Raw genomic sequence first — 24,653 nt, 5'->3', positions numbered from 1 at the left:
TGCATGGCATTTTCTGTCCCAACGCGCTTTCGATCGATCCTGTTTCCCATTGCCCGCGCGCTGTTTCGGGCCATCCCCATGTCGCAATCGCGGCGTGACCTGCTACGCAATGGGTTGCTCGATCGTTACGCGCATCTGGTCCCCCGGCCGCCGCATGGGAAAGCTCCCACCCTGGCAGCCCCGCGTCGTCCACTGCTTCGTGCAGTGACACCTGCGATCGGGCATGTCGCTTATCGCACCGAAGCGCTCCCAGCACCACTTCCCGCGCGCCTGATCGCGTTTTACCTGCCCCAGTTCCACCCCATTGCGGAGAACGATGCGTGGTGGGGCACCGGCTTCACCGAATGGCACAATGTCGCCAACGCATTGCCACAATTCGAAGGCCATTGGCAGCCGCGTATTCCAGCTGACCTTGGCTATTACGACCTTCGGCAGCCCGAGGTCATGCATCGGCAAGCCAGACTTGCCCGCGAATACGGGATCGAAGGCTTCTGCTTCTATTTCTACTGGTTCGGTGGCAGGACACTGCTGGAAAAACCGTTGCAGCAATGGCTGGCTGATTCCTCGCTCGACCTGCCGCTCTGCCTGTGTTGGGCGAACGAACGCTGGGCTCGCAACTGGGATGGTCGCGCCGGCGTCACACTGATCGACCAGCAGCACAGCGAGCAGGACGATCTGTCCTTCATCGCCCACATCGCGCCTTATCTGCGCGATCCGCGCTACCTGCGCGTGGAAGGCAAGCCCATGCTGCTGGTCTACCGGCCGGGCCTGCTCCCCGATGCAGGCGCCAGCACGCGCAGGTGGCGCCTCTGGTGCCAGGAAAACGGGATCGGCGATATCCACTTGGCCTATGTTCAAGGCTTCGAGCGGCCAGATCCGCGCCAGATCGGCTTCGACGCCGCCATCGAATTCCCGCCGAACCTGGCCAGCCCGCAGAACCTGACGGCGCAGCAGCGACTGATCAATCCCGATTACTCGGGCAGCGTCCTGGACTGGCGCGAACTTGCGCACGAGTCGGCTGCACGCCCACTTCCGGATTACCTCCTCTATCCTGGCGTGAATCCGGGCTGGGACAACGAACCCCGCCGCGCCGGCCGTGGCAGGACCTATCTCCATGCCTCACCACGCGGCTATCGGGACTGGCTGCGGGCGACCATCCACGTGCGCATGTCCCGCATACCGAACCCGCAGCGGATGGTTTTCATCAATGCCTGGAACGAGTGGGCGGAAGGCGCGGTCCTCGAGCCGGAGCTGCGCCTTGGACATGCCTGGCTGCAGGCCACGCGCGACGCCCTCCGCGAAGCCGTGCCGGCCACGCGCAGCCCGCACGTCGTGGTGCACGCTTGGTACCTCGACGCGTTCGACGAAATCGCGCGTGCGCTGGAAGCCAGCGCGATCCCGTGGCGCGTGATCGTGACCACTTCGCCCGAGCGCGAAGCCGTGGTCCGGGAGCGCCTGCAATCGAGTCGGCTTTCCTGGGAACTCGAAGTCTTCGAGAACCGAGGCAGGGACATCCTGCCGTTCCTGCGTGTCGCGGACCGACTGCTGGACGCCGGCGTCGAGGTCGTCCTGAAACTGCACACCAAACGCTCCACGCATCGCGAGGACGGGAGGCTCTGGCTGGAGGAGCTTCTGTCGTCCCTGCTGGATCGGAACAGCGAGCGGATCGCGTTGGCGCGCTTCGCCCAAGAGCCACGGCTAGGCCTGCTTGCGCCGGATGGCCACCTGCTGCGAGTGGCCGATTACATCGGCGCCAATACAGAGGCCTTGGATTTTGTCTGTGCGCGCACCGGCGTGCCCAGCATGCTGTGGCGGCAAGGGTCGTTCGTGTCCGGCAGCATGTTCTGGGTGCGCCTGAAAGCGCTGCGCCCCGCGCTGGACGCGCTCTGGACCGCGGATGAATTCGAACAGGAGCACGGCCAGATCGACGGTACCCTGGCCCATGCCATGGAGCGCATGGTCAACACCTGGGTCCAGTATGCCGGCTACCACACGCGCAGCATGGGCGAACTTTCCGGCAGCCCGCCGGAACGTCCGTCCGGGGATTACCGGTACGCCAAGCGCGGCTAATAGGCTTGCGTGCCCAGTGCAACGCCGGTCCTGGAACGCACCTGCGCCTGGCTCACCCCTTCGGCCAGCTCCACCAGCTTCAAGCCTTCAGGGGTGACATCGAACACGCCCAGGTCGGTGATGATGCGGTCGACCACGCCCACGCCGGTCAGCGGCAGGTCGCATTCGGGCAGGAGCTTGTGGCCGCCGTCCTTGGCCACGTGTTCCATGAGCACCACCACGCGCTTGACCCCGGCCACCAGGTCCATCGCACCGCCCATGCCCTTGACCATCTTGCCTGGCACCATCCAGTTGGCCAGATCGCCCTTCTCGCTGACCTGCATCGCGCCGAGGATGGCCAGGTCAATGTGTCCGCCGCGGATCATCGCGAACGACTCGTGGCTGCCGAAAAAGCTGGCGCCCTTGCGCGCGGTGACGGTCTGCTTGCCGGCGTTGATCAGGTCCGGGTCGATCTCCTCTTCGGTCGGGAACGGGCCAATGCCGAGCAGGCCGTTTTCCGACTGCAGCCACACATCCACGCCCTCGGGAATGTAGTTGGCCACCAGCGTCGGCAGGCCGATGCCCAGGTTGACGTAGGCGCCGTCGGTGAGTTCCTGCGCGGCGCGCGCGGCCATCTGTTCGCGGGTCCAGGCCATTTTGGTTCCTCTCTAAAGGTTTGGATTCCTGGGCGCCATCGCTGGCGCGACCTCTCGCTTCATCAGGCATCGGCCTGGCCCTGCGGGGCCAGGCGCGTGCGCTCATCCTTCGCGCACGGTGCGCTGTTCGATGCGCTTTTCCGGATTCGGGTTGACCACGATGCGATCGACGTAGATGCCCGGCAGGTGCACCTGGTCCGGGTCGATCTCGCCGACTTCCAGCACCTGTTCCACCTCGGCCACGCAGAGCTTGCCGGCCATGGCGCAGGCCGGGTTGAAGTTGCGTGCGGTCTTGCGGAACACCAGGTTGCCAGCGGTGTCGGCCTTCCACGCCTTGACCAGGGCAAGGTCGGCGTGCAGCGCGGTTTCCAGGATGTAGTGCTTGCCATCGAACTGGCGGGTTTCCTTGCCCTGCGCAATCACCGTGCCGTAGCCGGTGGCGGTGAAGAAGGCCGGGATGCCTGCACCGCCGGCGCGCAGGCGTTCGGCCAGGGTGCCCTGCGGGTTGAATTCCAGCTCCAGCTCGCCGGCCAGATACTGGCGGGCGAACTCCTTGTTCTCGCCCACGTAGGACGAAATCATCTTGCGGATCTGGCGCGTTTCCAGCAGCTGGCCCAGGCCGAAACCATCCACGCCGGCGTTGTTGGAAATGACCGTAAGGTCCTTGACCCCGGTGTCGCGCAGCGCGCTGATCAGCTGCTCGGGGATGCCACACAGGCCAAACCCGCCCACCGCCAGGGTCTGGCCGTCGGCGGCGATGTCGGCCAAGGCCGTGGCGGCATCGGGAAACACCTTGCCCGAGCGCCTGGCGCTGCCAGCAATCGTCTGGGTCATTGCTTCACTTCCGCTGTTGCTGCGCCGCCGTGCATTCTAGCCGCGGTCCCGGCAAGGACCTGTTGGACTTTGGTCCTGCGCGCTAACGCCTGGTTGTCATCGGCTTGGCTACACTCGCCGGCCCCGATCCCGCACACAAGGACTTCCTCCATGGCGCTTCCCGCATTCAAGGCCTACGACATCCGTGGCCGCGTCCCCGACGAACTGGACGAGGACCTGGCCCGCCGCATCGGCGTGGCCCTGGCCGACATGCTGGGCGCCGGGCCGGTGGTGCTGGGCCACGATGTGCGCCTGACCAGCCCCGCCCTGCAGGACGCGCTGTCGGTCGGCCTGCGCTGCAAAGGCCGCGAGGTCATCGACATCGGCCTGTGCGGCACCGAGGAAGTCTATTTCCAGACCGATCACCTCAAGGCCGCCGGCGGGGTGATGGTCACCGCCAGCCACAATCCGATGGACTACAACGGGATGAAGCTGGTGCGCGAGAACGCGCGCCCGATCAGCTCGGACACCGGCCTGTTCGAGATCCGCGACCGGGCCGAGGCCGACAGGACCCCTGCCGGCGAACCGATCGGCCAGGAAGCGCACCGCCCGGACAAGACCGCCTACATCCAGCACCTGCTCAGCTACATCAAGCCCGGCACGCTCAAGCCGCTCAAGATCGTGACCAATGCCGGCAACGGCGGCGCCGGCGCGATCATCGACCTGCTGGCCCCGCACCTGCCGCTGCAATTCATCCGCATCTACCACGAGCCGGACGGCCATTTCCCCAACGGCATCCCCAATCCCCTGTTGCCGGAAAACCGCGCCGCCACCGCCGAGGCGGTCCAGCAACATGGCGCGGATTTCGGCATCGCCTGGGACGGCGACTTCGACCGCTGCTTCTTCTTCGACGAGAAGGGCCAGTTCATCGAGGGCTATTACCTGGTCGGCCTGCTGGCCCAGGCGATCCTGGCCAAGCAGCCCGGCGGCAAGGTCGTGCACGATCCGCGCCTGACCTGGAACACCGTGGAGATGGTCGAGCAGGCCGGCGGCATCCCGGTGCTGTGCAAGAGCGGCCACGCCTTCATCAAGGAGAAGATGCGCGCCGAAAACGCCGTGTACGGCGGCGAAATGAGCGCCCACCACTACTTCCGCCAGTTCGCCTTCGCCGACTCGGGCATGATCCCGTGGCTGCTGATCGCCGAACTGGTCAGCACCTCCGGCCGCTCGCTGGGCGACTGGGTGGAAGACCGGGTGGCCAAGTTCCCGTGCAGCGGCGAGATCAACTTCAAGGTCGACGATGCCAAGGCGGCCGTGCAGCGGGTCATGGAGCACTATGCTGCCCTCAATCCTCAGCTGGACCACACCGACGGGATCAGCGCCGATTTCGGCCAGTGGCGCTTCAACATCCGCAGCTCCAACACCGAGCCGTTGCTGCGCCTGAACGTGGAAACCCGCGCCGATGCAGCGCTGCTGAAGCAGAAGACCGACGAGATTTCAGCGCTGCTGCAGGGCTGACGCTTCGCCCCCTCTCCCCCGCGAGCGGGGGGAGAGGGCCGGGGTGAGGGGGCACCGAAGCCGATCCAGGTGAGACTGCCGGTACGTTCCGAAGCTGGAGCCGCCTGACCCGCGTTTTCGTCAGCCGTTTGCGCAAACAGCAAAGCCCCCCTCATCCGCCTTCGGCACCTTCTCCCCCGCGAGCGGGGGAGAAGCGGGACAGCAACCCATCCCCATCCCTCCCCTGCTTCGCAAGGGAGGGGGCCAAGCGGCTCGCTCGGTGGGCCGGGCAAATCAAGAACGCTGCCTTGCCCCTGCCTTTCGCGGGTCAGCGCGAAGGGGAGGGCCGCGGGGAAGGGAGCAACAAGCCCGCCTCCGCTCCCTCCCCCCGCGAGCGGGGGAGAGGGCTGGGGTGAGGGGGCACCGAAGCCGACCCAGTTGAGGCTGCCGGTATGTTCCGAAGCTGGAGCCGCCTGGCCCGAGCTTTCGTCAGCCGTTTACGCAAACAGCAAAGCCCCCCCCCTCATCCGCCTTCGGCACCTTCTCCCCCGCAAGCGGGGGAGAAGGGAGCAACAGCCCGGCTGTCCAAGCCTTCTCCACGCGCAGGCGGGAAGAAGGGAGCAACAGCCCGGCCTTAGTTGTCGCCGAACAGGTCGCGGGTGTAGACCTTGTCGGCCACGTCATCCAGCGCGCTGGACCTGCGGTTGCTGAGGATCACGTCCGATTCGCGCTTGAACGCGTCCAGGTCGTTGACCACGCGCGAGCGGAAGAACTCGGGCTCGTTCAAGGCCGGCTCGTAGACGATCACCTCCACGCCCTTGGCCTTGAGCCGCTTCATCACGCCCTGGATGCTGGAGGCGCGGAAGTTGTCCGAGCCGGCCTTCATGATCAACCGGTAGATGCCCACCACCTTGGGGTTGCGCCGCAGCACGTCGGCGGCGATGAAGTCCTTGCGGGTGGTGTTGGAATCGACGATCGCGCGGATCAGGTTCTGCGGCACCGCCTGGTAGTTGGCCAACAGCTGCTTGGTGTCCTTGGGCAGGCAGTAGCCGCCATAGCCGAACGAGGGATTGTTGTAGTGCGCGCCGATGCGCGGATCCAGGCAGATGCCTTCGATGATCTGGCGACTGTCCAGGCCATTGGTCACCGCGTAGGTATCGAGCTCGTTGAAGTAGGACACGCGCATGGCCAGGTAGGTGTTGGCGAACAGCTTGATCGCCTCGGCCTCGGTTGGCTCGGTGAACAGCACCGGCACGTTCTTCTTGATCGCCCCTTCCTGCAGCAGCGCGGCGAACTTTTCCGCGCGCGGGGAGCGCTCGCCGACGATGATGCGCGACGGATGCAGGTTGTCGTACAGGGCCCGGCCCTCGCGCAGGAACTCCGGCGAGAACAGGATGTTGTCGGTGCCGAACTGGGCGCGCGCCTTTTCGGTATAGCCCACCGGCACGGTGGACTTGATCACCATGGTCGCGGCCGGATTGATTTCCAGCACCTTGGCGATCACCGTCTCGATCGAGCGGGTATTGAAGTAGTTGGTTTCCGGATCGTAGTCGGTCGGGGTGGCGATGATCACGAACTCGGCGCCGGTGTAGGCATCGAGCGGATCGAGCGTGGCGCGGAAATCGAGCCCCCCTTCGGCCAGCGCGGCCTCCAGTTCCTCATCGACGATCGGCGAACGGCCTTCGTTGAGCATCCTGACCTTGGCCTCGACGATATCCAGGGCCACCACCTGATGGTGCCTGGCCAACAGGACGCCATTGGACAGGCCGACGTACCCGGTACCGGCCACTGCAATCTTCATGTGTTGCAACCTCATGGGGGAGTGGGAAGCGCGCCTACGATACGACATCGGCTACGACGGCTTGTTGACCGGGCAGGCAGTCCGGGCAACGCGACCGCGGCTTGTATGTTCCCTGCCCCGGGTCAGCGCTGGTCCCGCGCCAGGGCTTCCATGACTGCATCCAGCCCCGCTTCCCAGGCCGGCAGCGCAAAGCCGAAGTCGTGCTGGAAGCGCGTGTTGTCCAGGCAGGAATACCCCGGACGCCTGGCCGGGGTGGGGTACTCGGCGGTGGTGATGGCCGCCACCTGCGGCGCGCGCTCGAGCAGGCCGCGGGCGAGGGCCTGGGCAAAGATCGCCTCGGCAAAGCCGTGCCAGCTGGTGACGCCGCTGGCGGTGAGATGCCAGGTCCCGGATTGGCCGCGCGCGTGGCCAATGGCCGCGGCGGTGGCATCGGCGATCAGCCAGGCCGGGGTGGGCGTGCCGATCTGGTCGGCGACCACGCCCAGCTGGTCACGCTGGGCGCCCACCCGCAGCATCGTGCGCAGGAAGTTGCCGCCGCGCGCGCCGTACACCCAGGCGGTGCGGAAGATCATGTGGCGTGCGCCGCAGGCGCGCACCGCGTCCTCGCCGGCCAGCTTGGTTGCGCCGTACACGCCCAGCGGCGCGGTCGGGTCATCTTCGCGATACGGACGGGTGCCGTCGCCCGGAAACACGTAATCGGTCGAGTAGTGCACCAGCAGCGCATCGCGCGCCGCGCAGGCCCGGGCCAGCACGCCAGGGGCCTGGGCATTGGCGCGCGCGGCCGCGGCCGGTTCGCTCTCGGCCTTGTCCACCGCGGTCCAGGCGGCGGCATTGACCACCACGTCGGGCGCGGTCCGCTCCACCAGCGCGGTGAGCGTGTGCGGCTGGTCGAAGTCGGCCAACTCGCACGGTGTGCCGTCTTCCAGCATGCCGCTGCGGGTGGTCGCCATCACCTGACCCAGCGGCGCCAGCGCACGCAGCAGCTCGTGACCGACCTGGCCGTTGCCGCCCAGCACCAGCAGCTTCATGCGACCAGCACCGGCAGACGCTCCTGCGCAACCTGCGCCAGCAGCGGCGCCCCGGCATCCTTCTCCGACAGGCTGGGATTGGCCACCGGCCAGTCGATGCCGATCGCCGGATCGTCCCAGCGCACCCCGGCATCGGCGGCCTTGTCATAGACATCGGTACACATGTAGCTGAAGAGCGCGCGCTCGGACAGCACCGCAAACCCGTGGGCGAAGCCTTCGGGGATCCAGAACTGGCGCTTGTTCTGCGCGCTCAGCAGCACCGCGGTCCACTGGCCGAACTGCGGCGAGCCACGCCGGATGTCCACCGCCACGTCGTAGACCTCCCCTTCCAGCACGGTGACCAGCTTGCCCTGCGGGTTGGGCCACTGGTAATGCAGGCCGCGCAGCACGCCCTTGGTCGAGGACGAGACGTTGCTCTGGACGAAGCGGTCGGGCAGGCCAAGCTCGCCATAGCGCGCGGCGTTCCAGGTTTCCATGAAGAACCCGCGCTCATCGCCGAACACCGCCGGTTCGATGATCCTGCAGCCCGGCAGGGACGTCTCGATGACCTTCACAGGATGACCTTGCGTCCGCGCAGGGACAGCAGATATTCGCCATAGCCGCTCTTGACCAGCGGCGCGGCCAGGGCTTCGAGTTGCGCCTCGTCGATCCACTGGTTGAGGTAGGCGATCTCTTCCGGACAGCACACGCGCAGGCCCTGGCGTGCCTCGACCGTCTCAATGAAGGTGCAGGCCTCCAGCAGCGACCTGTGCGTGCCGGTATCCAGCCACGCATAGCCTCGACCGAGCGGCTCCAGGTGCAGGTTGCCCTGCTCCAGGTACAGTTTGTTGAGGTCGGTGATCTCCAGCTCGCCACGCGGCGAGGGCTTCAGGCTGGCGGCGTAATCGCAGACCTTGTCGTCGTAGAAATACAGGCCGGTGACCGCGTAGTTGGAGCGCGGCTGGGCCGGTTTCTCCTCCAGGCCGATCACCCGGTTGTCCGCGTCAAACTCGGCCACGCCGTAGCGCTCCGGGTCACGCACGTAGTAGCCGAACACGGTGGCGCCGTGCTCACGCGCATCGGCACGGGCCAGCACTTCGGTCAGGCCGTGACCGTGGAAGATGTTGTCGCCCAGCACCAGGCAGCTCGGCGCGCCATCCAGGAACTGGCGCCCGATCAGGAATGCCTGCGCCAGCCCGTCGGGGCTGGGCTGCGCGGCGTACTCGATCTGCATGCCCCACTGCGAGCCGTCGCCCAGCAACGTCTTGAACAGCGCCTGCTCGTGCGGGGTGTTGATGATCAGCACGTCGCGGATCCCCGCCAGCATCAGCACGCTGATCGGGTAATAGATCATCGGCTTGTCGTAGACCGGCAGCAGCTGCTTGCTGATCGCCTGGGTCAGCGGATACAGGCGCGTGCCTGAACCGCCGGCCAGGATGATGCCCTTGCGTTGTTTCATTGCCACTCCTGAAATTGTTGACGACCATCCATACCATTGAATGCTGATTGCCAGGACGCCATGCCGCTTTCGTCATCCCCGCCAAGGCGGGGAGCCAGCGAGGTTCGCGCATCGACGACAATGCCGCCGGATTCCCGCCTTGGCGGGAATGACGAACTGAAGCACGTCGCTGAAGCCATGTCAGGCAGCGACGCCCTGGCCGATCCTTTCGAGCCGATAGCTGCCATCCAGCACCCGCTTGACCCAGTCCTGATTGGCCAGGTACCAGTCCACGGTCATGGCGATCCCCTGCTCGAAGGTGTGCTGCGGTTCCCAGCCGAGCTGTTCCTTCAGCTTGGTCGCATCGATCGCATAGCGGCGGTCATGGCCCGGCCGATCGGTGACATAGGTGATCTGGCTGCTGCGCGGCTTGCCGTCGGCGCGCGGGCGACGCTGGTCCAGCAGCGCGCAGATGGCCTGCACCACCTCGATGTTCTGGCGTTCGGCATTGCCCCCGACGTTGTAGGTTTCGCCCACCTGGCCCTTGGCCAGCACCGTGCGGATCGCGCTGCAGTGGTCAGTGACGAACAACCAGTCGCGCACGTTCTTGCCATCGCCATACACCGGCAGCGGTTCGCCGGCCAGGGCCTTGGCGATCACCAGCGGGATCAGCTTTTCAGGGAAGTGGTAGGGCCCGTAGTTGTTGGAACAGTTGGTGGTCAGCACCGGCAGCCCGTAGGTGTGGTGAAACGCGCGCACCAGATGGTCGGAAGCCGCCTTGGATGCCGAGTACGGCGAGTTGGGCGCATACGGGGTGGTCTCGGTGAACTTGCCGGTCTGGCCCAATGAGCCGTAGACCTCGTCGGTGGACACGTGCAGAAAGCGAAATGCCGACCTGGCCGGCTCGGCCAGCGCCTTCCAGTAATCGCGCGCCGCCTCCAGCAGGCCCAGTGTGCCGACCACATTGGTCTGGATGAACGCGCCCGGGCCATCGATGGAGCGATCCACGTGGCTCTCTGCGGCAAAATTCAGCACTGCCTCGGGCTGGTGCTCGGCCAGCAACCGTGAGACCAGCGCCCGATCGCCAATGTCGCCGTGCACGAACACGTGGTTCGCGTCGCCTTGCAGGGACGAGAGCGTGTCCAGGTTGCCCGCATAGGTCAGCGCATCCAGGTTCACCACCCTGTTGCCGGCCTTGACCGCTTCAAGCACGAAATTCCCGCCGATGAAGCCGGCGCCGCCGGTAACCAACCACGTCTGAGCCACGCATTTCTCCAGTAAAGGATTCGCCGCGTACCACGGCGGTTTCCTAGAATAGCCTAGGGCGCACAGGGCGCACAGGGCGTGAAACTGGCTATATGCTGCTACGAAGCAATGAAGATTCCAGGACCACCACCATGCGCTGTCGCATGGGCGTGCCCAGCCCGCTAGAATCAGCAGTCTGCCCCGCGCCCGCGGCCGGGCCATCCGTACCCTTTCCAAGGACTGCCAGCCCTGATGAAGATTCTCGTCGCCTACAAGCGCGTGGTGGACTACAACGTGCGCATCCAGGTCAAGCCGGACGGGTCCGGCGTGGTCACCGAGGGCGTCAAGCTTTCGCCCAACCCTTTCGATGAAATCGCGCTGGAAGAAGCCCTGCGCCTGCGCGACAAGGGCATCGCCACCGAAGTGATCGTGGCCACCATCGCCCCGGCCGATGCCGCCGCGCACCTGCGCAACGGCCTGGCCATGGGCGCCAACCGCGCCGTGCACGTGGTCGCCGATGGCCCGGTGTCACCGCTGACCGCCGCGCGCACCCTGCTCAAGCTGGTCGAGAAGGAGCAGCCGGACCTGGTGATCCTGGGCAAGCAGGCCATCGACGACGACGCCAGCCAGACCGGTCAGATGCTGGCCACGTTGTGGGGCCGGCCGCAGGCGACCTTCGCCTCCAAGGTCGAGATCGCCGAGGGCAAGGCCGCGGTCACCCGCGAGGTCGACGCCGGCCTGGAGACGCTGGAAGTGGACCTGCCGGCGGTGGTCACCACCGACCTGCGCCTGAACGAGCCGCGCTTCATCAAACTGCCGGACATCATGAAGGCCAAGTCCAAGCCGATGGAGACCATCGCGTTCGCCGAGCTGGGTGTTGAATCCGGCCCGGAACTCAAGACCACCCACTACGCCGCCCCGCCCAAGCGCAGCCGCGGGGTGATGGTCAAGGACGCCGCCGAGCTGGTCGCGGCGCTGAAGGCAAAGGGCCTGCTGTAGGGCGGGTCTTGACCCGCCTTCAAGGGTCTTGACCCGCCTTCAAGGGTCTTGACCCGCCTTCAAGGGTCTTGACCCGCCTTCGAGGGTCTCGCCTCGCCTTCCAGGGTCTCGACCCGCCTTTCCGCCGACTCGATCCGTCTTCCGTCACGCAATACCATCAAGGCGGGTCAAGACCCGCCCTACGTGAGGTTTCCATGTCCAAAGTCCTCGTCATCGCCGAACACCTGGACGGCGTGCTCAACGCCTCCACCGCCAAGACCGTCAGCGCCGCCGCCGCGCTCAAGCCCGAGGCCCTGGAAGTGGCGGTGCTCGCCGCCGACCCGGCAGCGGTGGCCGAACAGGCCGCCAAGCTCGCCGGTGTGACCAAGGTCCTGACCGTGGCCAACCCGGCCAACGCCCACGCCATCGGCCAAGTGCTGGCGCCGCAGATCGCCGCGCTGGCCACCGGCTACACGCATGTGTTTGGCCCCTCGACCACCTTCGGCAAGGACCTGATGCCGTGCGTGGCCGCGCTGCTGGGCGTGGCCCAGGTCTCGGACCTGATCACCGTGGAAGGCGAACACACCTTCACCCGCCCGATCTACGCCGGCAACGCGATCATCACCGTCGAGGCGCCGGCCGATCAGACGGTGGTCGCCACCGTGCGCACCGCCTCCTGGCCAGAAGCCGCACAGGGCGGCAGCGCACCGATCGAAGCGGCCAGCGCCGCGGCCACCCTGCCCACCCATACCCGCTTCGTCGGCCTGGCCGCCGGCAAGTCCGACCGCCCCGACCTGCAGTCGGCCCGCCGCGTGGTCTCCGGCGGCCGCGGCGTCGGCTCCAAGGAGAACTTCGAGATCATCTACAAGCTGGCCGACAAGCTCGGCGCCGCGGTCGGCGCCTCACGCGCGGCGGTGGACGCCGGCTACGTCCCCAATGAACTCCAGGTCGGCCAGACCGGCAAGATCATCGCCCCCGAGCTGTACCTGGCGATCGGCATCTCCGGCGCGATCCAGCACCTGACCGGGATCAAGGACGCCGGCACCATCGTGGCGATCAACAAGGACCCCGACGCGCCGATCTTCGAGATTGCCGATATCGGGCTGGTGGGGGACCTGTTCCAGCTGCTGCCGGAGCTGGACGCAGCGCTGGGCTGATCCGTCGGCGGCGCGGCAGGGCGGCTCCTGACGTCTCCTGGTTTTTCAGCGAGCACGCCGACGCCCTGTTTCGCGTCCAGCGGCACTTTGTCAAACGGGCCTGCCTTCCATGGCTTGTACGCTACCCATGTTTGCGCTATTTTGAAAAAAAGTAGCGCCAATGGAGCGCCTGAAATGTCCCAGCCAATCAAGCCCGAATCGTTCCGCGAGCTGGTCGCGTCCGGCGCGGTGAAGTCCGTCACGATCCTGGGCCAGAAGGGCGGCTATGCCCTGCTGGCCAGCATCGGCATGCAACAGCGGCCGCTCGGCACTCGCAGCGGTGACGTGCGGATGTTCAGCACCGCTGACACCGCGCTCAAGCTGCTGCGCGAGCTGGGCGTGTACCACGTGAATGTGGACGTGACGCACTACCAAGCCGGTAGCTTGCGGCCGCCTCGGCCGGATACGGCGCAGAAGAATCGCGCAGCGAACGCGGCGTTAGAGCACGACAAGTGGTTCCGCGCTCAGGTGCGCCAAGCACGGGACGGCCTCGAGAATGGCACGGTGGAGCTGGTCGATAGCGAGGTGATGTGGGGACGCCTGCGGGCCAGAGCCCGTGAGCTGGACGCGAGCCAAGCCAGGCCCGCCAGCGAGCAGCGCCGGAAGGCGTAGGCGCCGTGGCGATCGCGTACAGCGGCAAAGCCGAGTCCGATCTGTTGGACATCCTGGAATACGGCCACACGGCATGGCCAGGCACCGCCGATGACTTCATGGGCCAGCTGCAACAGCGCATCGAGTCCACGCTGACCAGCGATCCCAACGCCGGCCGCAAGGGGCGTGAACAAGGCACGCGCGAGTGGGTGCTGACTGGCACCCCGTACATCGTTGTGTACGTCAAGAGTGCAGCCGGCATCGAGGTGTGGCGTGTGCTGCACGGCGCGCAACAGTGGCCGCCGGTTGCCTAGGAGTCTGCCGGACTTCGGTTGGCCGGGCTGCGAATCCGGCGGTGCGGCCCGATTCCCGCCACTGCCTTGAAAGGCCCATGACCGGCTGCAAGGCGGGCCATGGCTTGTTCCAGCTTGGAGAGATAGCGGCGGACTTGGGTGTCACCTACTCCTTGCGCGTATGGCGGATGATTCCACGGATGTCGGTTTCCGCCGCGCGCGTCAGAACATAATCCGGCCGGGTCACGCACGGCCGTCTTCGGTCAGCTCCTCATCGAGGATGGCCTGCACGCCCTTAGTGGAAACCTTTCCCCTCAGCCCTTCGTCGATGCGCGTGCGCAGCAGGGTCTCCAGCTCCGACCACGCTTGATCGCCAGCAGCGTCACCTGGGAACAGGCGTTCGAGGGTGTATTGCTTGATCGTCTTGCCTTGCAAAGCGGCCAGCGCCTTCAGGCTCTGGTGCTGCTGGCTGGTGATGTCGATGGTCAGGCGGCTCATGGGAAAGCTCCGGGTTGCTACAAACCCACATTGCCACATATCTGGGCCGCCCCGAAGAGTCTGACCATCGCCGAACAGTGCCGGGATGCACGGCACGTCACGGCGAACCGCGGCGCCGGCAGCGTCACCCCGATCGAGGCGCCGAGCAGCGACATGACCCTGCCCTCGCACACCCGCTTCGTCGGCCTGGCCGCCGGCAAGTCCGACCGCCCCGACCTGCAGAGCGCCAGGCGCGTGGTCGCCGGCAGCCGCGGGGTGGGTTCGAAGGAGAACTGCGAGATCATCTACAAACTGGCCGACAAGCTCGGCGCCGCGGTGGGCGTCTCGCGCGCCGCCGTCGACGCCGGCTACTGCCCCAACGAGATGCAGGTCGGCCAGACCGGCAAGATCATCGCCCCCGAGCTGTACCTGGCCATCGGCATCTCCGGCGCGATCCAGCACCTCACCGGCATCAAGGACGCGGGTACCATCGTGGCAATCAACAAGGATGGGGAGGCGCCGATCTTCGAGGTGGCTGATTTCGGGCCGGTGGGGGATCTGTTCAAGATCATTCCGGAACTGGAAGCGGCGCTGGGTTGATTCGCTAGCGGCGCGATGGTGCGGCCTCATGACGCACCCCGCGCCCAGGCAGGAGCGACTTTGATGAGAGCGGCTTCAGCCGCAATGCTCTTCAATCATCGCGAGAAAGCATCGTGACTGAAGCCGCCCCCCACAGCAAAGCACGGTGAGCCAGGCGAAAACCTGCGCGGCCAGTTGGATCGGAATCCTGCACGATGCTGGTCGCAGGTGATGTGGCGGATGGCAGTCGCCCGCATGCTATCCTTGCAATCAGCCGAACTAAAAGGTTGCAATCAGCCGACCATGAAGGTTGCAATCAGCCTACACAGAAACTTGCAGTGGGCCGATGCCTGAGTCTGCTCTCTACCCGCGGCTTGCCCAGCCGGTTCTCGTCGAGACCTTGGCCGACTCCCCGGTCGTGCTGATCCATGGGCCGCGACAGTGCGGCAAGACCACGCTGGCACAGGTGGTTGGCAATCCCATGGGTTATGCGTACATCAGCTTCGATGACGATGTAGCCCGCGCCGCCGCTGAGGCGGATCCGGCAGGGTTTGTGGGCGATCTTCCGTCACGCGTGATCATGGACGAGGTGCAGCGCGTGCCGGCGCTGTTTGCCGCGTTGAAGGTGGCGGTGGACCGCGCCCGCACGCCCGGGCGCTTCCTGCTGACCGGGTCGGCCAACGTCTTGCTGCTTCCCAAGCTGGCCGATTCGCTGGCTGGCCGTATGGCCATCCTGCGCCTGCATCCACTGGCACAATGCGAGCTGGATCGTCAGCCATCGCGATTCCTCGACACCTTGTTCGCCGCCGGCTTCAAGACCCGCACTTACCCACGTCTGGCTGATGAACTCGCCGCACGGATCGCGGCCGGCGGCTATCCCGCCGCGTTGGCGCGACCGCAAGGGCGCCGACGCGCCGCCTGGTACCGCGACTACCTCGAAGCCATCGTGCAACGCGACGTGCGCGACCTGGCCCGCATCAGCGCGCTGGAAGCGCTGCCAGGCCTGCTGGCGTTGGCTGCAGCGCAAACGGCGCAATTGTTCAACCTGAGCGACCTGGCTGCTCCGTTCCAGCTCAGCCGCCCCACCATCGGTGATTACGTCACGCTGCTGGAGCGAGTGTTCTTGCTTGAGCGTCTGCCGCCATGGCACAGCAACCGGGTCAGCCGTCTGGTGAAAACACCCAAACTGCACATGGGCGATACCGGACTGGCCTGCGCATTGCTGGGCGTCGATGCCACCGCACTGGCGGCCGATCGCTCCTTGCTGGGGCATTTGCTGGAAACCTTCGTGTACCAGGAACTGCGCTGCCAGGCCAGTTGGCATGATCCCTCGCTCGCTTTTTACCACTACCGCGACAAGGACATGGCCGAAGTGGACATCGTCATCGAACAAGGCGCGCGCGCCGTGGCCGGCGTGGAAGTCAAGGCCTCGGCAACAGTCACAGCCAGCGACTTCCGCGGCCTGCGCAAGCTGCGCGACGCGGCAGGCAAGCGCTTCGCCGCTGGCGTGGTGCTGTACGACGGAGAAACCTGCGCCAGCTTTGGCGATGGCCTGTTTGCGGTGCCGTTGCGTGCGCTCTGGAAGAACAAATGATGGACTATCTGTTGCGTAGCGAGGGCTGCCGACGATGGCGATGAGCCGGCTGGTGGCGGCGCGCAAGCTGCAACGGGTGACACGCGGGGTGTACAGCCTGCCGCAGCGGGCGATAAGCGCGCAGCGTTCGCTGGCCGAGGTGGCGCTTCGCGTACCACGCGGGGTGGTGTGCCTGCTGTCGGCGCTGTGCCTGCACGGGATCGGCGCCCAGGCACCGCTCGAGGTATGGCTGGCGATCCCGCAGACCATTCCGGCACCGCGACTGGGAAGCCCCGCGCTGCGGGTGGTGCGCAGGTCCGGTGCCGCGCCAAGCGCCTGATCAAGACGCCCAAGGTGCACCTGGTGGAAAGCGGCCTGTGGCCACCCTTTCCGGCCTCACGGCCGAGGATGCGATTGCCCGACGCGAACGCTTCGGACATCTGCTGGAATCCTTCGTGGTTCAGCAGCTGCGCGCGCAAGCGGGCTGGACTGCGCCGGAGCTCAATTTCCGGCATTGCCGCGCCAAGGATCGGGTGGAAGTGGGCCTGGTCGTCACCCGGGGCGCGATATCTGGGGCGTGGAAGTGAAGGCGACTGCCACCGTCGCGCCCGCCGATAGCCGCGGCCTGCGCCGGCTGGCCGAGCAGTGCGGCGATGCCTTCAAGGGCGGCGTGCTGCACGCAGGCGGCAGCACCATCAAGCGCGACGTCGATCATTGCCTGGCCGTGCCCCTGGCGCGGCTGTGCGGCATGTACGAGGTGCCCTCTTGCCCGAATGGCACTTGCACAAGCGCAAAGTCATGTATTTCGTCATTCCTGCGAAAGCAGGAATCCAGTGACTTCGGCCTTTCGCGAGCTACCAGAGGCACCGGATCCTCGCTTTCGCGAGGATGACGGGCTCAAGTGCCATTCGTCTGTTGCCCAACCTCTACGTGCCGAACCCGCTTCACGGCATCTTTGGTATGGCAGTGGCCTTTCATCGTCTCATGCAAGCCTCAGGGTCACCATTTCGCCGTCGACGTCCATGGAACGTCGATATCCTTCCCGGCCCACGCCGCCCCGCGAGCACGTTCGAGATGACATAATCCCCCCCACTGGCAGTTGGTAAACGTCGCCCTTCTCGCGAGAGGGGTCGGTAAAACGGAGCAGTGCAGTGAGCAAGAGTCTGACCATCGCCGAACAGTGCCAGAATGCACGGCACGTCACGTCGAACCGCGGCCTCGATCGCGGCGCCGCGATCGAGGCGCCGAGCAGCGACATGACCCTGGCCTCGCACACCCGCTTCGTCGAGCTGAAACAGGGCAGCAGCGACCGCCCCGACCTGCAGAGCGCCAGCAAGGTGGCGTCCGGCGGCCGCGGGGTGGGTTCGAAGGAGAACTTCGAGATCATCTACAAACTGGCCGACAAGCTCGGCGCCGCGCGCGGCGTCTCGCGCGCGGCGGTGGACGCCGGCTACGTCCCCAACGAACTGCAGGTCGGCCAGACCGGCAAGATCATCGCCCCCGAGCTGTACCTGGCCATCGGCATCTCCGGCGCCATCCAGCATTTGACCGGGATCAAGGACGCAGGCACCATCGTGGCAATCAACAAGGACCCCGACGCGCCGATCTTCGAGATTGCCGATGTTGGGCTGGTGGGGGATGTGTTTGCACTGTTGTCAGAATTGGAACAAGCGCTTAAATAAGGGGCTCCGGATACGTTCTCGCGACACCCGGAGATAAAAGAGGCGCCTCGTTGAGCGCATTGGGAAGCAACGGGCGCGCGCACGGATAGGTGGCTAGCATCACCAGCAGCAGGACATAACAAAGCAAATGATGTCTTCTAATAATCTTCGGACCCGGCGGGTATGCATTTTCTCGTTCTACGACCCGAAGGGTGTGGTGGACGACTATGTCGTCTACTTCCTGAAAGAACTCGGTAACCATGTAGAACAAATTCTGTTCTATTCGAACGGCCCGCTCCACCCCGACTCTGAGAAGGCTCTTTCCGGTTTCGTGTCAGAGATAATCATCCGCCCGAATGTCGGCTTTGACGTCCTTCCGTACAAGGAAGGGCTGGAAAAGATCGATTTCGATCGCGAATGCAAATTCGACGAAGTCCTGATGGTGAACCACACCTGCTACGGCCCCATCTATCCGTTTGAGGAGCTTTTCTCCGAAATGGAATCGCGACAGTGCGACTTCTGGGGCGTCACCGCCCACATGGAAATGACGCCCAACCCGTTCACCGGCACCGGCCGGCTTCCATATCACATCAACACGAACTTCCTGGCCGTGCGTGCGCCGTTGCTCAGGTCCCCGCCGTTCCGGAAGTACTGGGGTGCGATCAAGGGCGCGGATACCTATGAGGCCGCGATCCAGGAGCACGAAACTCGTTTTACCGATCACTTCACCGAACTTGGTTACGTCAGCGACACGTACCTGGACTGCCGCAAGTACGGCACGCATTATCCGGCGATCCTGGACATTGATGAAACCATGGTTGACCGGAATCCGCTGCTGAAGCGGCGCGCCTTTTTTCACGACCCCCGTTTCCTCGAGCATTACGCGGCGGACCTGCCGCGGGCCATCGACGTGATGAGGCGCACGTCGGATTACGACGAATCGATGATCTGGCGCAATGTCGTCCGTTCCGCCGAGCTAAGGAACCTCAACACCAATGCGTCGCTGACCAGCATCCTGCCGGACGTCCGCATGAAGCAGGATGCGACACTGCCGGATTACGGCCGCGTCGCTGTGTGCGCGCATGTGTACTACACAGACATGCTGGAAGAACTTCTCCAGCTGGCCGATACCATTCCAGTTGAATACGACTTCATCGCCACCACGGAAACCGAAGAAAAGAAGGCGTTCATAGAAAAGGCCATCGCAGGCAGAAAGAACGTGGGCAAGGTCATCGTCCGCGTCGTCGAAAAGAACCGGGGCCGTGACATGTCCTCGCTGTTCATCACCTGCCGCGACCTCTTCATGGACGATCGCTACGACCTTGTCTGCCGTCTCCATACCAAGAAGTCGCCGCAGGTAGCGGCCGGCCGCGCCAACATGTTCAAGCGGCACATGTTTGAGAACCTGCTCAACAGCCGCGGCTACACCACCAATGTCCTAGACATGTTCCATGACAATCCGTGGATTGGTGTCGGGGTGCCGCCTCTCGTGCACATCGGCTATCCGACGATGGGCCACGTATGGTTTGCAAACCGCGAGAAAGCCGAGCTCTTCAAGATTGGCCTGGACCTCAATATCAACTTCGATACGGACACCCCAGTCGGCGCCTTTGGCACCATGTTCTGGTTTCGTCCGCGCGCTTTGCGCAAGTTGTTTTCCCACCCCTGGAGTTGGGAAGACTTCAATCCTGAACCCCACCACGTGGACGGCGGCTTGGCACACGTGCTCGAACGCCTGATCTGCTACGTGGCCCAAGATGCGGGCTACACCACGCAACAGATCATCAATTCGAGACTAGCCGGCTGGAACTTCGGCATGCTCGAGTACAAGCTGCAGAAGATCTCGGCGGCCCTGCCAAACGCCGACTTCACCGGCCAGTACAACTTCCTCGATCACTGGCGGCGCACCGGCTACCGGATCGATTCGCCCCATCCTGCTCCCGCCGAGCATGCGGTGATCGAGATGGGCATTCTGCCGCCGGCGCCCCCGCCTCCGACCGTGTCGCAGTCGCTGGAAGTGCTGATATTGTCCGCCAAGCGATCTATCGCCCACCGGTATCCGTGGGCACTCAAGCTGCTGCTATCGTTGCGTCGCAATATAGGCTAGCAGGTGGCTTTTCCGAGCGTAAGACAACTTGCCGGGACGATCAAGGGAAGCCAACTCCAAATGCGACGCCTCTGTATTTTTTCCTTCTACGACCCGCATGGAATCGTGGACGACTATGTCATCCATTTCCTGGAGAAACTCAGTCGCTTCACCGACAAAATTCTGTTCGTCACTAACGGGGATCTCCCAGAGGAATCGGCAGCGCGTCTGGCAGGTGTGGTTTCCGAGATTGTAGTACGCCCCAACACTGGCTTCGACGTGCTCGCGTACAAGGAAGGCCTCGCGCGGGCGCGCTTGGGTCGCGGCTATGACGAAGTATTGCTGGTCAACCATACCTGCTATGGCCCGATCTTCCCGTTCGATGAACTGTTCGGAGAGATGGAAAAACGCGATTGCGACTTCTGGGGCGTCACTGCGCATAAGGAAATCACCCCGAACCCGCTCACCGGCAAGGGCACCTTGGCGTATCACCTGAACTCGAATTTCATCGCAATCCGCTCGCGCATGCTGCGCGCCGGCGCGTTCCGGCGCTACTGGAAGGCCATTCAAGGCAAGGCCACCTATGAGGCCGCCATCCTGGAGCACGAGTCGGTGTTCACCGACCACTTCCGGCGCTTGGGTTTCGTCTGCGAATGCTACCTGGACGCGGCGCGGTACGGCACCCACTATCCGGCACTGCTGGACGCCGACGAGACCTTGACCGACCGCAACCCGCTGCTGAAACGGCGCCTGCTGTTTCAGGAGCCCTCGCACCTGGAGGAGTACTCGGTCGACGTCCCGCGCGCGCTGGACATCGTCAAGAACACCTCTGACTACGACATGGAGCTAATCTGGCGCAATGCGGTGCGCGCCGCCCCCCTGCGCGCACTCACCACCAACGCTGCATTGACCAGTGTCTTCCCGGATACACGCATCAATGCGGATGGCCCGAAGAATTGGGGCAGGATCGCGGTCTGCGCGCATGTCTTCTATCCAGATATGGTCGATGAGCTTCTAGACCTGGGTGAGAACATTCCTTGTCAGTATGACTTCATCGCCACTACCGAGACCGAGGAGAAGAAGAAACTCATCGAGGTGGCGGCCGGCCGTCGGAGCAACGTCCGCCGCACGATCGTGCGCGTGGTCGAACGCAACCGCGGCCGCGACATGTCCGCGCTGCTGATCAGCTGTCGCGACCTGTTTCTCGAAGACCATTACGACCTGGTCTGTCGCCTGCATAGTAAGAAGACCCCGCACCTACATACGGGGCGCAGCAATGTCTTCAAGCGGCATATGTTCCAGAACCTGCTCAACAGCCCCGGCTACACTGCCAACGTGCTGGACATGTTCCGAGACAGCCCGTGGATGGGCGTGGCGGTGCCGTCCATCATCCAGATGTCTTACGGCACGCTTGGACATGCTTGGGGCGCAAACCGCCAGCGCACGGTCGAGGTGGCCGAGCGAATCGGCATCCAGGCCCAGTTCGACCCTTACACGCCGGTCGGCGCCTTCGGCAGCATGTTCTGGTTCCGCCCGAACGCCCTGCGCAAGCTTTTTGCCCACGAGTGGGTATGGGAGGATTTCGAAGCCGAGCCCTACCCGCTGGACGGCACACTGGGCCATGCGATAGAGCGCTTGGTCTCCTACGTGGCACAGGACGCCGGATACACGACTCAGCAGATCCTCTGCCGGCGGCTGGCCGAATGGAACTTCGGCGTGTTGGAGTACAAGCTCCAAAAGCTGACGTCGGTCCTGCCGAACGCCAACTTCTCCGCCCAAGCGGACTTCCTGCACCACTGGAAGATGGCCAACTATCGCAGTCGCGACATGCCCCTGGGGGCCAGAACAGCCCCTATGATGCCGCAAGCTTGGCGTGACTTCCTGCAGGCCTGCCGGCGCTCGCTAGCTTATCGCTTCGGCCGACTCGGCAAGAATCCTATCGTCTGACGCGCGAATAGCCCGCATCGAACAGGCAAATACCATGGAGAGCAAAGTGTCGAGAACATGCCTTGTCACCGGCGGCGCTGGATTCATTGGCTGCGCCATTTCCAACGAACTGGCACGTAAGTTTGATCGCGTGCTGGCGTTGGACAACCTTCACCCGCAGGTGCACCCGTCCCGGACGCGCCCAGCGGCGCTGGACCCGGCGGTAGAGCTGGTGGTTGGCGACGTGGCCGATCCGGCCGTATGGGACACCTTGCTGGCCAACGTTTCCCCGGCCGTGGTCGTGCACCTGGCCGCCGAAACTGGTACCGGGCAGTCGCTCACGGAAGGCACGCGGCACGCGCATGTGAACGTGGTCGGCACCACCCAGATGCTCGACGCACTGGTGCGGCACTCCCGCATCCCTTCGCGAATCGTGCTCACGTCCAGCCGCGCCGTGTATGGCGAAGGCGCCTGGGAGGCGTCGGACGGCAGCGTCAGCTACCCCGGTCAGCGCTCGCGCGCCATGCTCGAATCTGGCACCTGGGACTTCCCGGGCCTGCGCTGCCTTCCGTTCGAAGCCACCCGTACCGAGCCGCGCCCGACCAGCATCTATGGCGCCACCAAGCTGGCCCAGGAAATGATCCTCAAGGCTTGGGCGCTGTCTTTCGGCGTCGAGGTGGGATTGGTCCGCCTGCAGAACGTGTACGGCCCCGGTCAGTCGCTGAGCAACCCGTACACCGGCATCGTCTCTCTGTTCGCACGGATGGCAAAGGCGGGCAGGACCATCCCGCTGTATGAGGACGGCGAGATCATCCGCGATTTCGTTTTTATCGAAGACGCCGCCCGTGCCGTCATCGCCGTGGCGACCGAATCGGTACCCACATCTACGGCCTACGACATCGGCTCGGGCGAAGCCACCAGCATCCGCGAACTGGGCGACGTCATCGCTGGCATTTATGGCGCACCCAAGCCGGTGGTCAATGGCGCCTTCCGTAACGGCGACGTGCGCGCGGCCTCGTGCGACATCGCGCGCACGACTCGTGAACTGGGCTGGTCGCCGCAGTGGCCTGTGCAGCGAGGCGTCCGGACCCTGTGCGAATGGATCGACACACAGGAACTGCCACCGCTCTGCGGGTAGGACCGCTTCCGCCCGACGCGCGCACCACACAAGCTGACTAGCGCGCGCCGGATCAATCGGGACTAGAACCCGTTGCACCCTCTCGTCAGCATTCGAAAAACAGGAACCCACGACCATGAACCGTATTGAAAATCTTCTTTCCCGTCCGCCGCGGGCCGTCTTGGCGCTGACCCTGACGCTGTCACTGGTCGCTTGCGACCAAAAGCCGGCTGAACAGACGCAGGAAGCACCACCCCCGGCCCCCGCCGAGGCCCCGGCGACGACTGCCCTGACCAGCTTCAACGCCTTCGACGCCAGCCCCCTCCCGGCCGAGACCACGAACAAGGAATGTGCGCTGGACACCTTCAATGGCGAGGCGCCTACCAGCGGATTGGCATTGCCCACCGGTTCCTCCGCCGCTGTCGGCGGCTGGGCGGGCAACGGTGCTGGCCAGGTCGCCACGGGTTTTCATCTGGTGCTGAAGGGTGCTCAGTCGTACTCGGCCCCCATCAACATCGGCGTCGCGCGCCCCGACGTGGCCACCTCGCTTAACAGCCCGGGCCTCGGGAACTCAGGCTTCACCCTGGATTTCTCGCTGGCGAATGTCGCTGCCGGCACCTATGCGGCATACATCACCGACCCGGCCAATCCACAGACCGCCTGCGACCTCAAGTATTCGCTCACCGTGCAATGAGGGCAGGCCGTTGCCGGGCCCGCCGCTCTCGTGAAAATAAAAAAGCACCGCTGGTTGGCGGTGCTTTTTTTATGCCTGTACCAGCGCCATTTAACTTCCCGCGGTCACTCCGGCGGGAATGCGCCAGCCACGCCATTGACCGTCGCGTGCTGCCGGTAGAGCCACCCGGCTCCGCCTTCCCGGCGCGTTGGCCAACCGTTCCTTTCACAGTCGTACTGGCTGTAATAATGGAAGACGATGCTCTTGCGCGTGCGCGCCGGGTCCTTGATCGCCGAACCGCCGTGGAACAGGTAGGCGCTCCAGATGAAGACGTCGCCCTTCCTGGCTGCGAACGTCACAGGGCTAAGTTTCCGTTCGGATGTTTGTTCGGCCATGTAACGGTTCCACTCCGGCATCTCTTCGTCCACGACATGGTTGGAGCCATTGGAGAACTGGTACGGCGGGATCGCATTGCTGCCGGGCCAGTAGCGCAGCGGGCCGGCATCGGCGTGGCAGTCTTCCAGCGCCACCCAGATCGCGATCAGATGGCCCTGGGTCTGCGGCGTCATGTATAGCGCATCGATGTGATCGGGCTGGCCGCTGCCGCGCTCGAAACTGAGTGAATTGCACATCACCGGCACGTCGCCAAGCAGCTTCTCCAGGATCGGGCTGATCCGGGAGTTCAAGCCGATGTGGCGCACCACCGGGAGTTCCAGGTACAGGTCGTTGACCTTGTACCAGTTGTTGCTTTGGGCCTTGTCCACGTCGGACAGATAGTTGCGCTCGCCGGTCCTATTGTCGTCAACCACAATGCGTGGGTGCGATTCATTCCACGTGCGGTCCTGCGCCGCGACAACTTCGTCGATCTCGGCGTGGCTGTAGAACGACGGAAGGACGTAAAAACCGTCGCGCTTCCATTTCTGAAGATCTATTTCCACAACAATGCTCCCGGATGTCATGAATGACTACTCGTTTTGCGCCGTGAGCTTATGCTACC

Annotated in this window: 23 protein-coding genes and 2 pseudogenes; 16 read left to right on the top strand and 9 right to left on the bottom strand. The window is 64.6% G+C overall.

The annotated features are described in order from the left end of the window. The first annotated feature begins 3 nt into the window (after positions 1-3). Positions 4-2,070: a glycoside hydrolase family 99-like domain-containing protein gene (locus DSC_RS01505; RefSeq protein ID WP_043290318.1), complete on the top strand. Its 2,067-nt coding sequence runs from the start codon at positions 4-6 to the stop codon at positions 2,068-2,070. Here the strand turns inward: DSC_RS01505 and DSC_RS01500 are convergent. Together DSC_RS01500 and DSC_RS01495 are read right to left on the bottom strand one after the other, a co-directional pair. Beyond that, positions 2,067-2,705, bottom strand: a complete 639-nt coding sequence (locus DSC_RS01500; RefSeq protein WP_014159343.1) for a CoA transferase subunit B — start codon at positions 2,703-2,705, stop codon at positions 2,067-2,069. The genes DSC_RS01505 and DSC_RS01500 overlap by 4 nt on opposite strands. Positions 2,706-2,807: 102 nt before the next feature. Continuing rightward, the gene (locus DSC_RS01495) at positions 2,808-3,539 is read right to left on the bottom strand and encodes a CoA transferase subunit A (RefSeq protein ID WP_014159342.1); all 732 of its coding nucleotides are present in this window, start codon (positions 3,537-3,539) and stop codon (positions 2,808-2,810) included. A 150-nt stretch (positions 3,540-3,689) separates the two neighbouring features. On the opposite strand from DSC_RS01495, the gene DSC_RS01490 reads away from it, so the two are divergent. After that, positions 3,690-5,036 (top strand): phosphohexomutase domain-containing protein, encoded by a 1,347-nt coding sequence (locus DSC_RS01490; protein ID WP_014159340.1) that lies wholly within the window; start codon positions 3,690-3,692, stop codon positions 5,034-5,036. 613 nt (positions 5,037-5,649) lie between these two features. On the opposite strand, the gene DSC_RS01485 is transcribed toward DSC_RS01490, so the two are convergent. The 5 genes from DSC_RS01485 to rfbB all read right to left on the bottom strand — a co-directional run bounded on the left by DSC_RS01485 (position 5,650) and on the right by rfbB (position 10,527). Next, positions 5,650-6,816 (bottom strand): nucleotide sugar dehydrogenase, encoded by a 1,167-nt coding sequence (locus tag DSC_RS01485; protein ID WP_014159339.1) that lies wholly within the window; start codon positions 6,814-6,816, stop codon positions 5,650-5,652. 122 nt (positions 6,817-6,938) lie between these two features. Continuing rightward, positions 6,939-7,844: a dTDP-4-dehydrorhamnose reductase gene (gene rfbD / locus DSC_RS01480; protein ID WP_014159338.1), complete on the bottom strand. Its 906-nt coding sequence runs from the start codon at positions 7,842-7,844 to the stop codon at positions 6,939-6,941. Then, positions 7,841-8,398 carry a dTDP-4-dehydrorhamnose 3,5-epimerase gene (rfbC, locus tag DSC_RS01475; protein WP_014159337.1) on the bottom strand — a complete coding sequence of 186 codons (558 nt, stop codon included), beginning with the start codon at positions 8,396-8,398 and terminating at the stop codon, positions 7,841-7,843. Before rfbC ends, rfbD begins: the two co-directional genes overlap by 4 nt. Beyond that, a complete protein-coding gene (gene rfbA, locus DSC_RS01470; RefSeq protein ID WP_014159336.1) occupies positions 8,395-9,282 on the bottom strand; it encodes a glucose-1-phosphate thymidylyltransferase RfbA in 888 nt (295 codons plus the stop codon). The genes rfbC and rfbA overlap by 4 nt, the downstream gene beginning before the upstream one ends. 180 nt (positions 9,283-9,462) lie before the next feature. Further along, complete coding sequence (gene rfbB, locus DSC_RS01465; protein WP_043290316.1) at positions 9,463-10,527, bottom strand: dTDP-glucose 4,6-dehydratase; 1,065 nt, start codon at positions 10,525-10,527, stop codon at positions 9,463-9,465. Between the two features lie 231 nt (positions 10,528-10,758). On the opposite strand from rfbB, the gene DSC_RS01460 reads away from it, so the two are divergent. From DSC_RS01460 to DSC_RS01445, 4 genes are all read left to right on the top strand, one after another. Then, a complete protein-coding gene (locus DSC_RS01460) occupies positions 10,759-11,505 on the top strand; it encodes an electron transfer flavoprotein subunit beta/FixA family protein (protein ID WP_014159334.1) in 747 nt (248 codons plus the stop codon). A 194-nt stretch (positions 11,506-11,699) separates the two neighbouring features. After that, positions 11,700-12,641, top strand: a complete 942-nt coding sequence (locus DSC_RS01455; RefSeq protein ID WP_014159333.1) for an electron transfer flavoprotein subunit alpha/FixB family protein — start codon at positions 11,700-11,702, stop codon at positions 12,639-12,641. Positions 12,642-12,815: 174 nt separating this feature from the next. Next, a complete protein-coding gene (locus tag DSC_RS01450) occupies positions 12,816-13,292 on the top strand; it encodes a hypothetical protein (protein WP_014159332.1) in 477 nt (158 codons plus the stop codon). A gap of 5 nt (positions 13,293-13,297) precedes the next feature. Next, the gene (locus DSC_RS01445) at positions 13,298-13,585 is read left to right on the top strand and encodes a type II toxin-antitoxin system RelE/ParE family toxin (RefSeq protein WP_014159331.1); all 288 of its coding nucleotides are present in this window, start codon (positions 13,298-13,300) and stop codon (positions 13,583-13,585) included. 222 nt (positions 13,586-13,807) lie between these two features. Here DSC_RS01445 and DSC_RS01440 read toward each other — a convergent pair whose 3' ends face one another. Continuing rightward, complete coding sequence (locus tag DSC_RS01440; protein ID WP_014159330.1) at positions 13,808-14,062, bottom strand: antitoxin; 255 nt, start codon at positions 14,060-14,062, stop codon at positions 13,808-13,810. A gap of 129 nt (positions 14,063-14,191) precedes the next feature. Here DSC_RS01440 and DSC_RS01435 point away from each other — a divergent pair. The 10 genes and pseudogenes from DSC_RS01435 to DSC_RS01395 all read left to right on the top strand — a co-directional run. Beyond that, positions 14,192-14,641: pseudogene (locus tag DSC_RS01435) on the top strand (electron transfer flavoprotein subunit alpha/FixB family protein); the annotation flags it as partial. Between the two features lie 325 nt (positions 14,642-14,966). After that, positions 14,967-16,214 (top strand): ATP-binding protein, encoded by a 1,248-nt coding sequence (locus DSC_RS01430; RefSeq protein ID WP_043290314.1) that lies wholly within the window; start codon positions 14,967-14,969, stop codon positions 16,212-16,214. Between the two features lie 34 nt (positions 16,215-16,248). After that, on the top strand, positions 16,249-16,533 hold the full coding sequence (locus DSC_RS01425) for a type IV toxin-antitoxin system AbiEi family antitoxin domain-containing protein (RefSeq protein ID WP_014159327.1): 285 nt from the start codon (positions 16,249-16,251) through the stop codon (positions 16,531-16,533). 37 nt (positions 16,534-16,570) lie between these two features. After that, entirely contained in the window at positions 16,571-16,780 is a 210-nt protein-coding gene (locus DSC_RS01420) for a DUF4143 domain-containing protein (RefSeq protein ID WP_014159326.1), read from the top strand. Beyond that, entirely contained in the window at positions 16,777-17,085 is a 309-nt protein-coding gene (locus DSC_RS16450) for a hypothetical protein (RefSeq protein ID WP_148268070.1), read from the top strand. Before DSC_RS01420 ends, DSC_RS16450 begins: the two co-directional genes overlap by 4 nt. A gap of 337 nt (positions 17,086-17,422) precedes the next feature. After that, positions 17,423-17,875 (top strand): annotated as a pseudogene (locus DSC_RS01415) (electron transfer flavoprotein subunit alpha/FixB family protein); the annotation flags it as partial. A 196-nt stretch (positions 17,876-18,071) separates the two neighbouring features. Beyond that, complete coding sequence (locus DSC_RS01410) at positions 18,072-19,961, top strand: rhamnan synthesis F family protein (protein WP_238527661.1); 1,890 nt, start codon at positions 18,072-18,074, stop codon at positions 19,959-19,961. Between the two features lie 105 nt (positions 19,962-20,066). Beyond that, complete coding sequence (locus DSC_RS01405; protein ID WP_238527660.1) at positions 20,067-21,887, top strand: rhamnan synthesis F family protein; 1,821 nt, start codon at positions 20,067-20,069, stop codon at positions 21,885-21,887. A 34-nt stretch (positions 21,888-21,921) separates the two neighbouring features. After that, positions 21,922-23,004, top strand: coding sequence for an NAD-dependent epimerase/dehydratase family protein (locus tag DSC_RS01400; protein ID WP_043290309.1), 1,083 nt, complete (start codon positions 21,922-21,924; stop codon positions 23,002-23,004). A 115-nt stretch (positions 23,005-23,119) separates the two neighbouring features. Then, positions 23,120-23,677, top strand: coding sequence for a hypothetical protein (locus DSC_RS01395; protein WP_014159321.1), 558 nt, complete (start codon positions 23,120-23,122; stop codon positions 23,675-23,677). Between the two features lie 104 nt (positions 23,678-23,781). On the opposite strand, the gene DSC_RS15615 is transcribed toward DSC_RS01395, so the two are convergent. Further along, positions 23,782-24,594, bottom strand: a complete 813-nt coding sequence (locus DSC_RS15615) for a phytanoyl-CoA dioxygenase family protein (protein ID WP_014159320.1) — start codon at positions 24,592-24,594, stop codon at positions 23,782-23,784. Positions 24,595-24,653: the final 59 nt, after the last annotated feature.

This window comes from Pseudoxanthomonas spadix BD-a59, from assembly GCF_000233915.3.
In the GTDB taxonomy this organism is placed as follows: domain Bacteria; phylum Pseudomonadota; class Gammaproteobacteria; order Xanthomonadales; family Xanthomonadaceae; genus Pseudoxanthomonas_A; species Pseudoxanthomonas_A spadix.
This window is presented reverse-complemented; position numbering and strand designations above follow the sequence as displayed.

Coding starts and splice junctions, on each gene's coding strand:
- DSC_RS01495 (WP_014159342.1), bottom strand. CDS start 3,539: ATGACCCAGACGATTGCTGGCAGCGCCAGGCGCTCGGGCAAGGTGTTT.
- DSC_RS01400 (WP_043290309.1), top strand. CDS start 21,922: ATGGAGAGCAAAGTGTCGAGAACATGCCTTGTCACCGGCGGCGCTGGA.
- DSC_RS01490 (WP_014159340.1), top strand. CDS start 3,690: ATGGCGCTTCCCGCATTCAAGGCCTACGACATCCGTGGCCGCGTCCCC.
- DSC_RS01455 (WP_014159333.1), top strand. CDS start 11,700: ATGTCCAAAGTCCTCGTCATCGCCGAACACCTGGACGGCGTGCTCAAC.
- DSC_RS01460 (WP_014159334.1), top strand. CDS start 10,759: ATGAAGATTCTCGTCGCCTACAAGCGCGTGGTGGACTACAACGTGCGC.
- DSC_RS01485 (WP_014159339.1), bottom strand. CDS start 6,816: ATGAAGATTGCAGTGGCCGGTACCGGGTACGTCGGCCTGTCCAATGGC.
- DSC_RS01430 (WP_043290314.1), top strand. CDS start 14,967: ATGCCTGAGTCTGCTCTCTACCCGCGGCTTGCCCAGCCGGTTCTCGTC.
- DSC_RS01450 (WP_014159332.1), top strand. CDS start 12,816: ATGTCCCAGCCAATCAAGCCCGAATCGTTCCGCGAGCTGGTCGCGTCC.
- DSC_RS01440 (WP_014159330.1), bottom strand. CDS start 14,062: ATGAGCCGCCTGACCATCGACATCACCAGCCAGCAGCACCAGAGCCTG.
- rfbA (WP_014159336.1), bottom strand. CDS start 9,282: ATGAAACAACGCAAGGGCATCATCCTGGCCGGCGGTTCAGGCACGCGC.
- DSC_RS01500 (WP_014159343.1), bottom strand. CDS start 2,705: ATGGCCTGGACCCGCGAACAGATGGCCGCGCGCGCCGCGCAGGAACTC.
- DSC_RS01395 (WP_014159321.1), top strand. CDS start 23,120: ATGAACCGTATTGAAAATCTTCTTTCCCGTCCGCCGCGGGCCGTCTTG.
- rfbD (WP_014159338.1), bottom strand. CDS start 7,844: ATGAAGCTGCTGGTGCTGGGCGGCAACGGCCAGGTCGGTCACGAGCTG.
- DSC_RS01505 (WP_043290318.1), top strand. CDS start 4: ATGGCATTTTCTGTCCCAACGCGCTTTCGATCGATCCTGTTTCCCATT.
- DSC_RS01425 (WP_014159327.1), top strand. CDS start 16,249: ATGGCGATGAGCCGGCTGGTGGCGGCGCGCAAGCTGCAACGGGTGACA.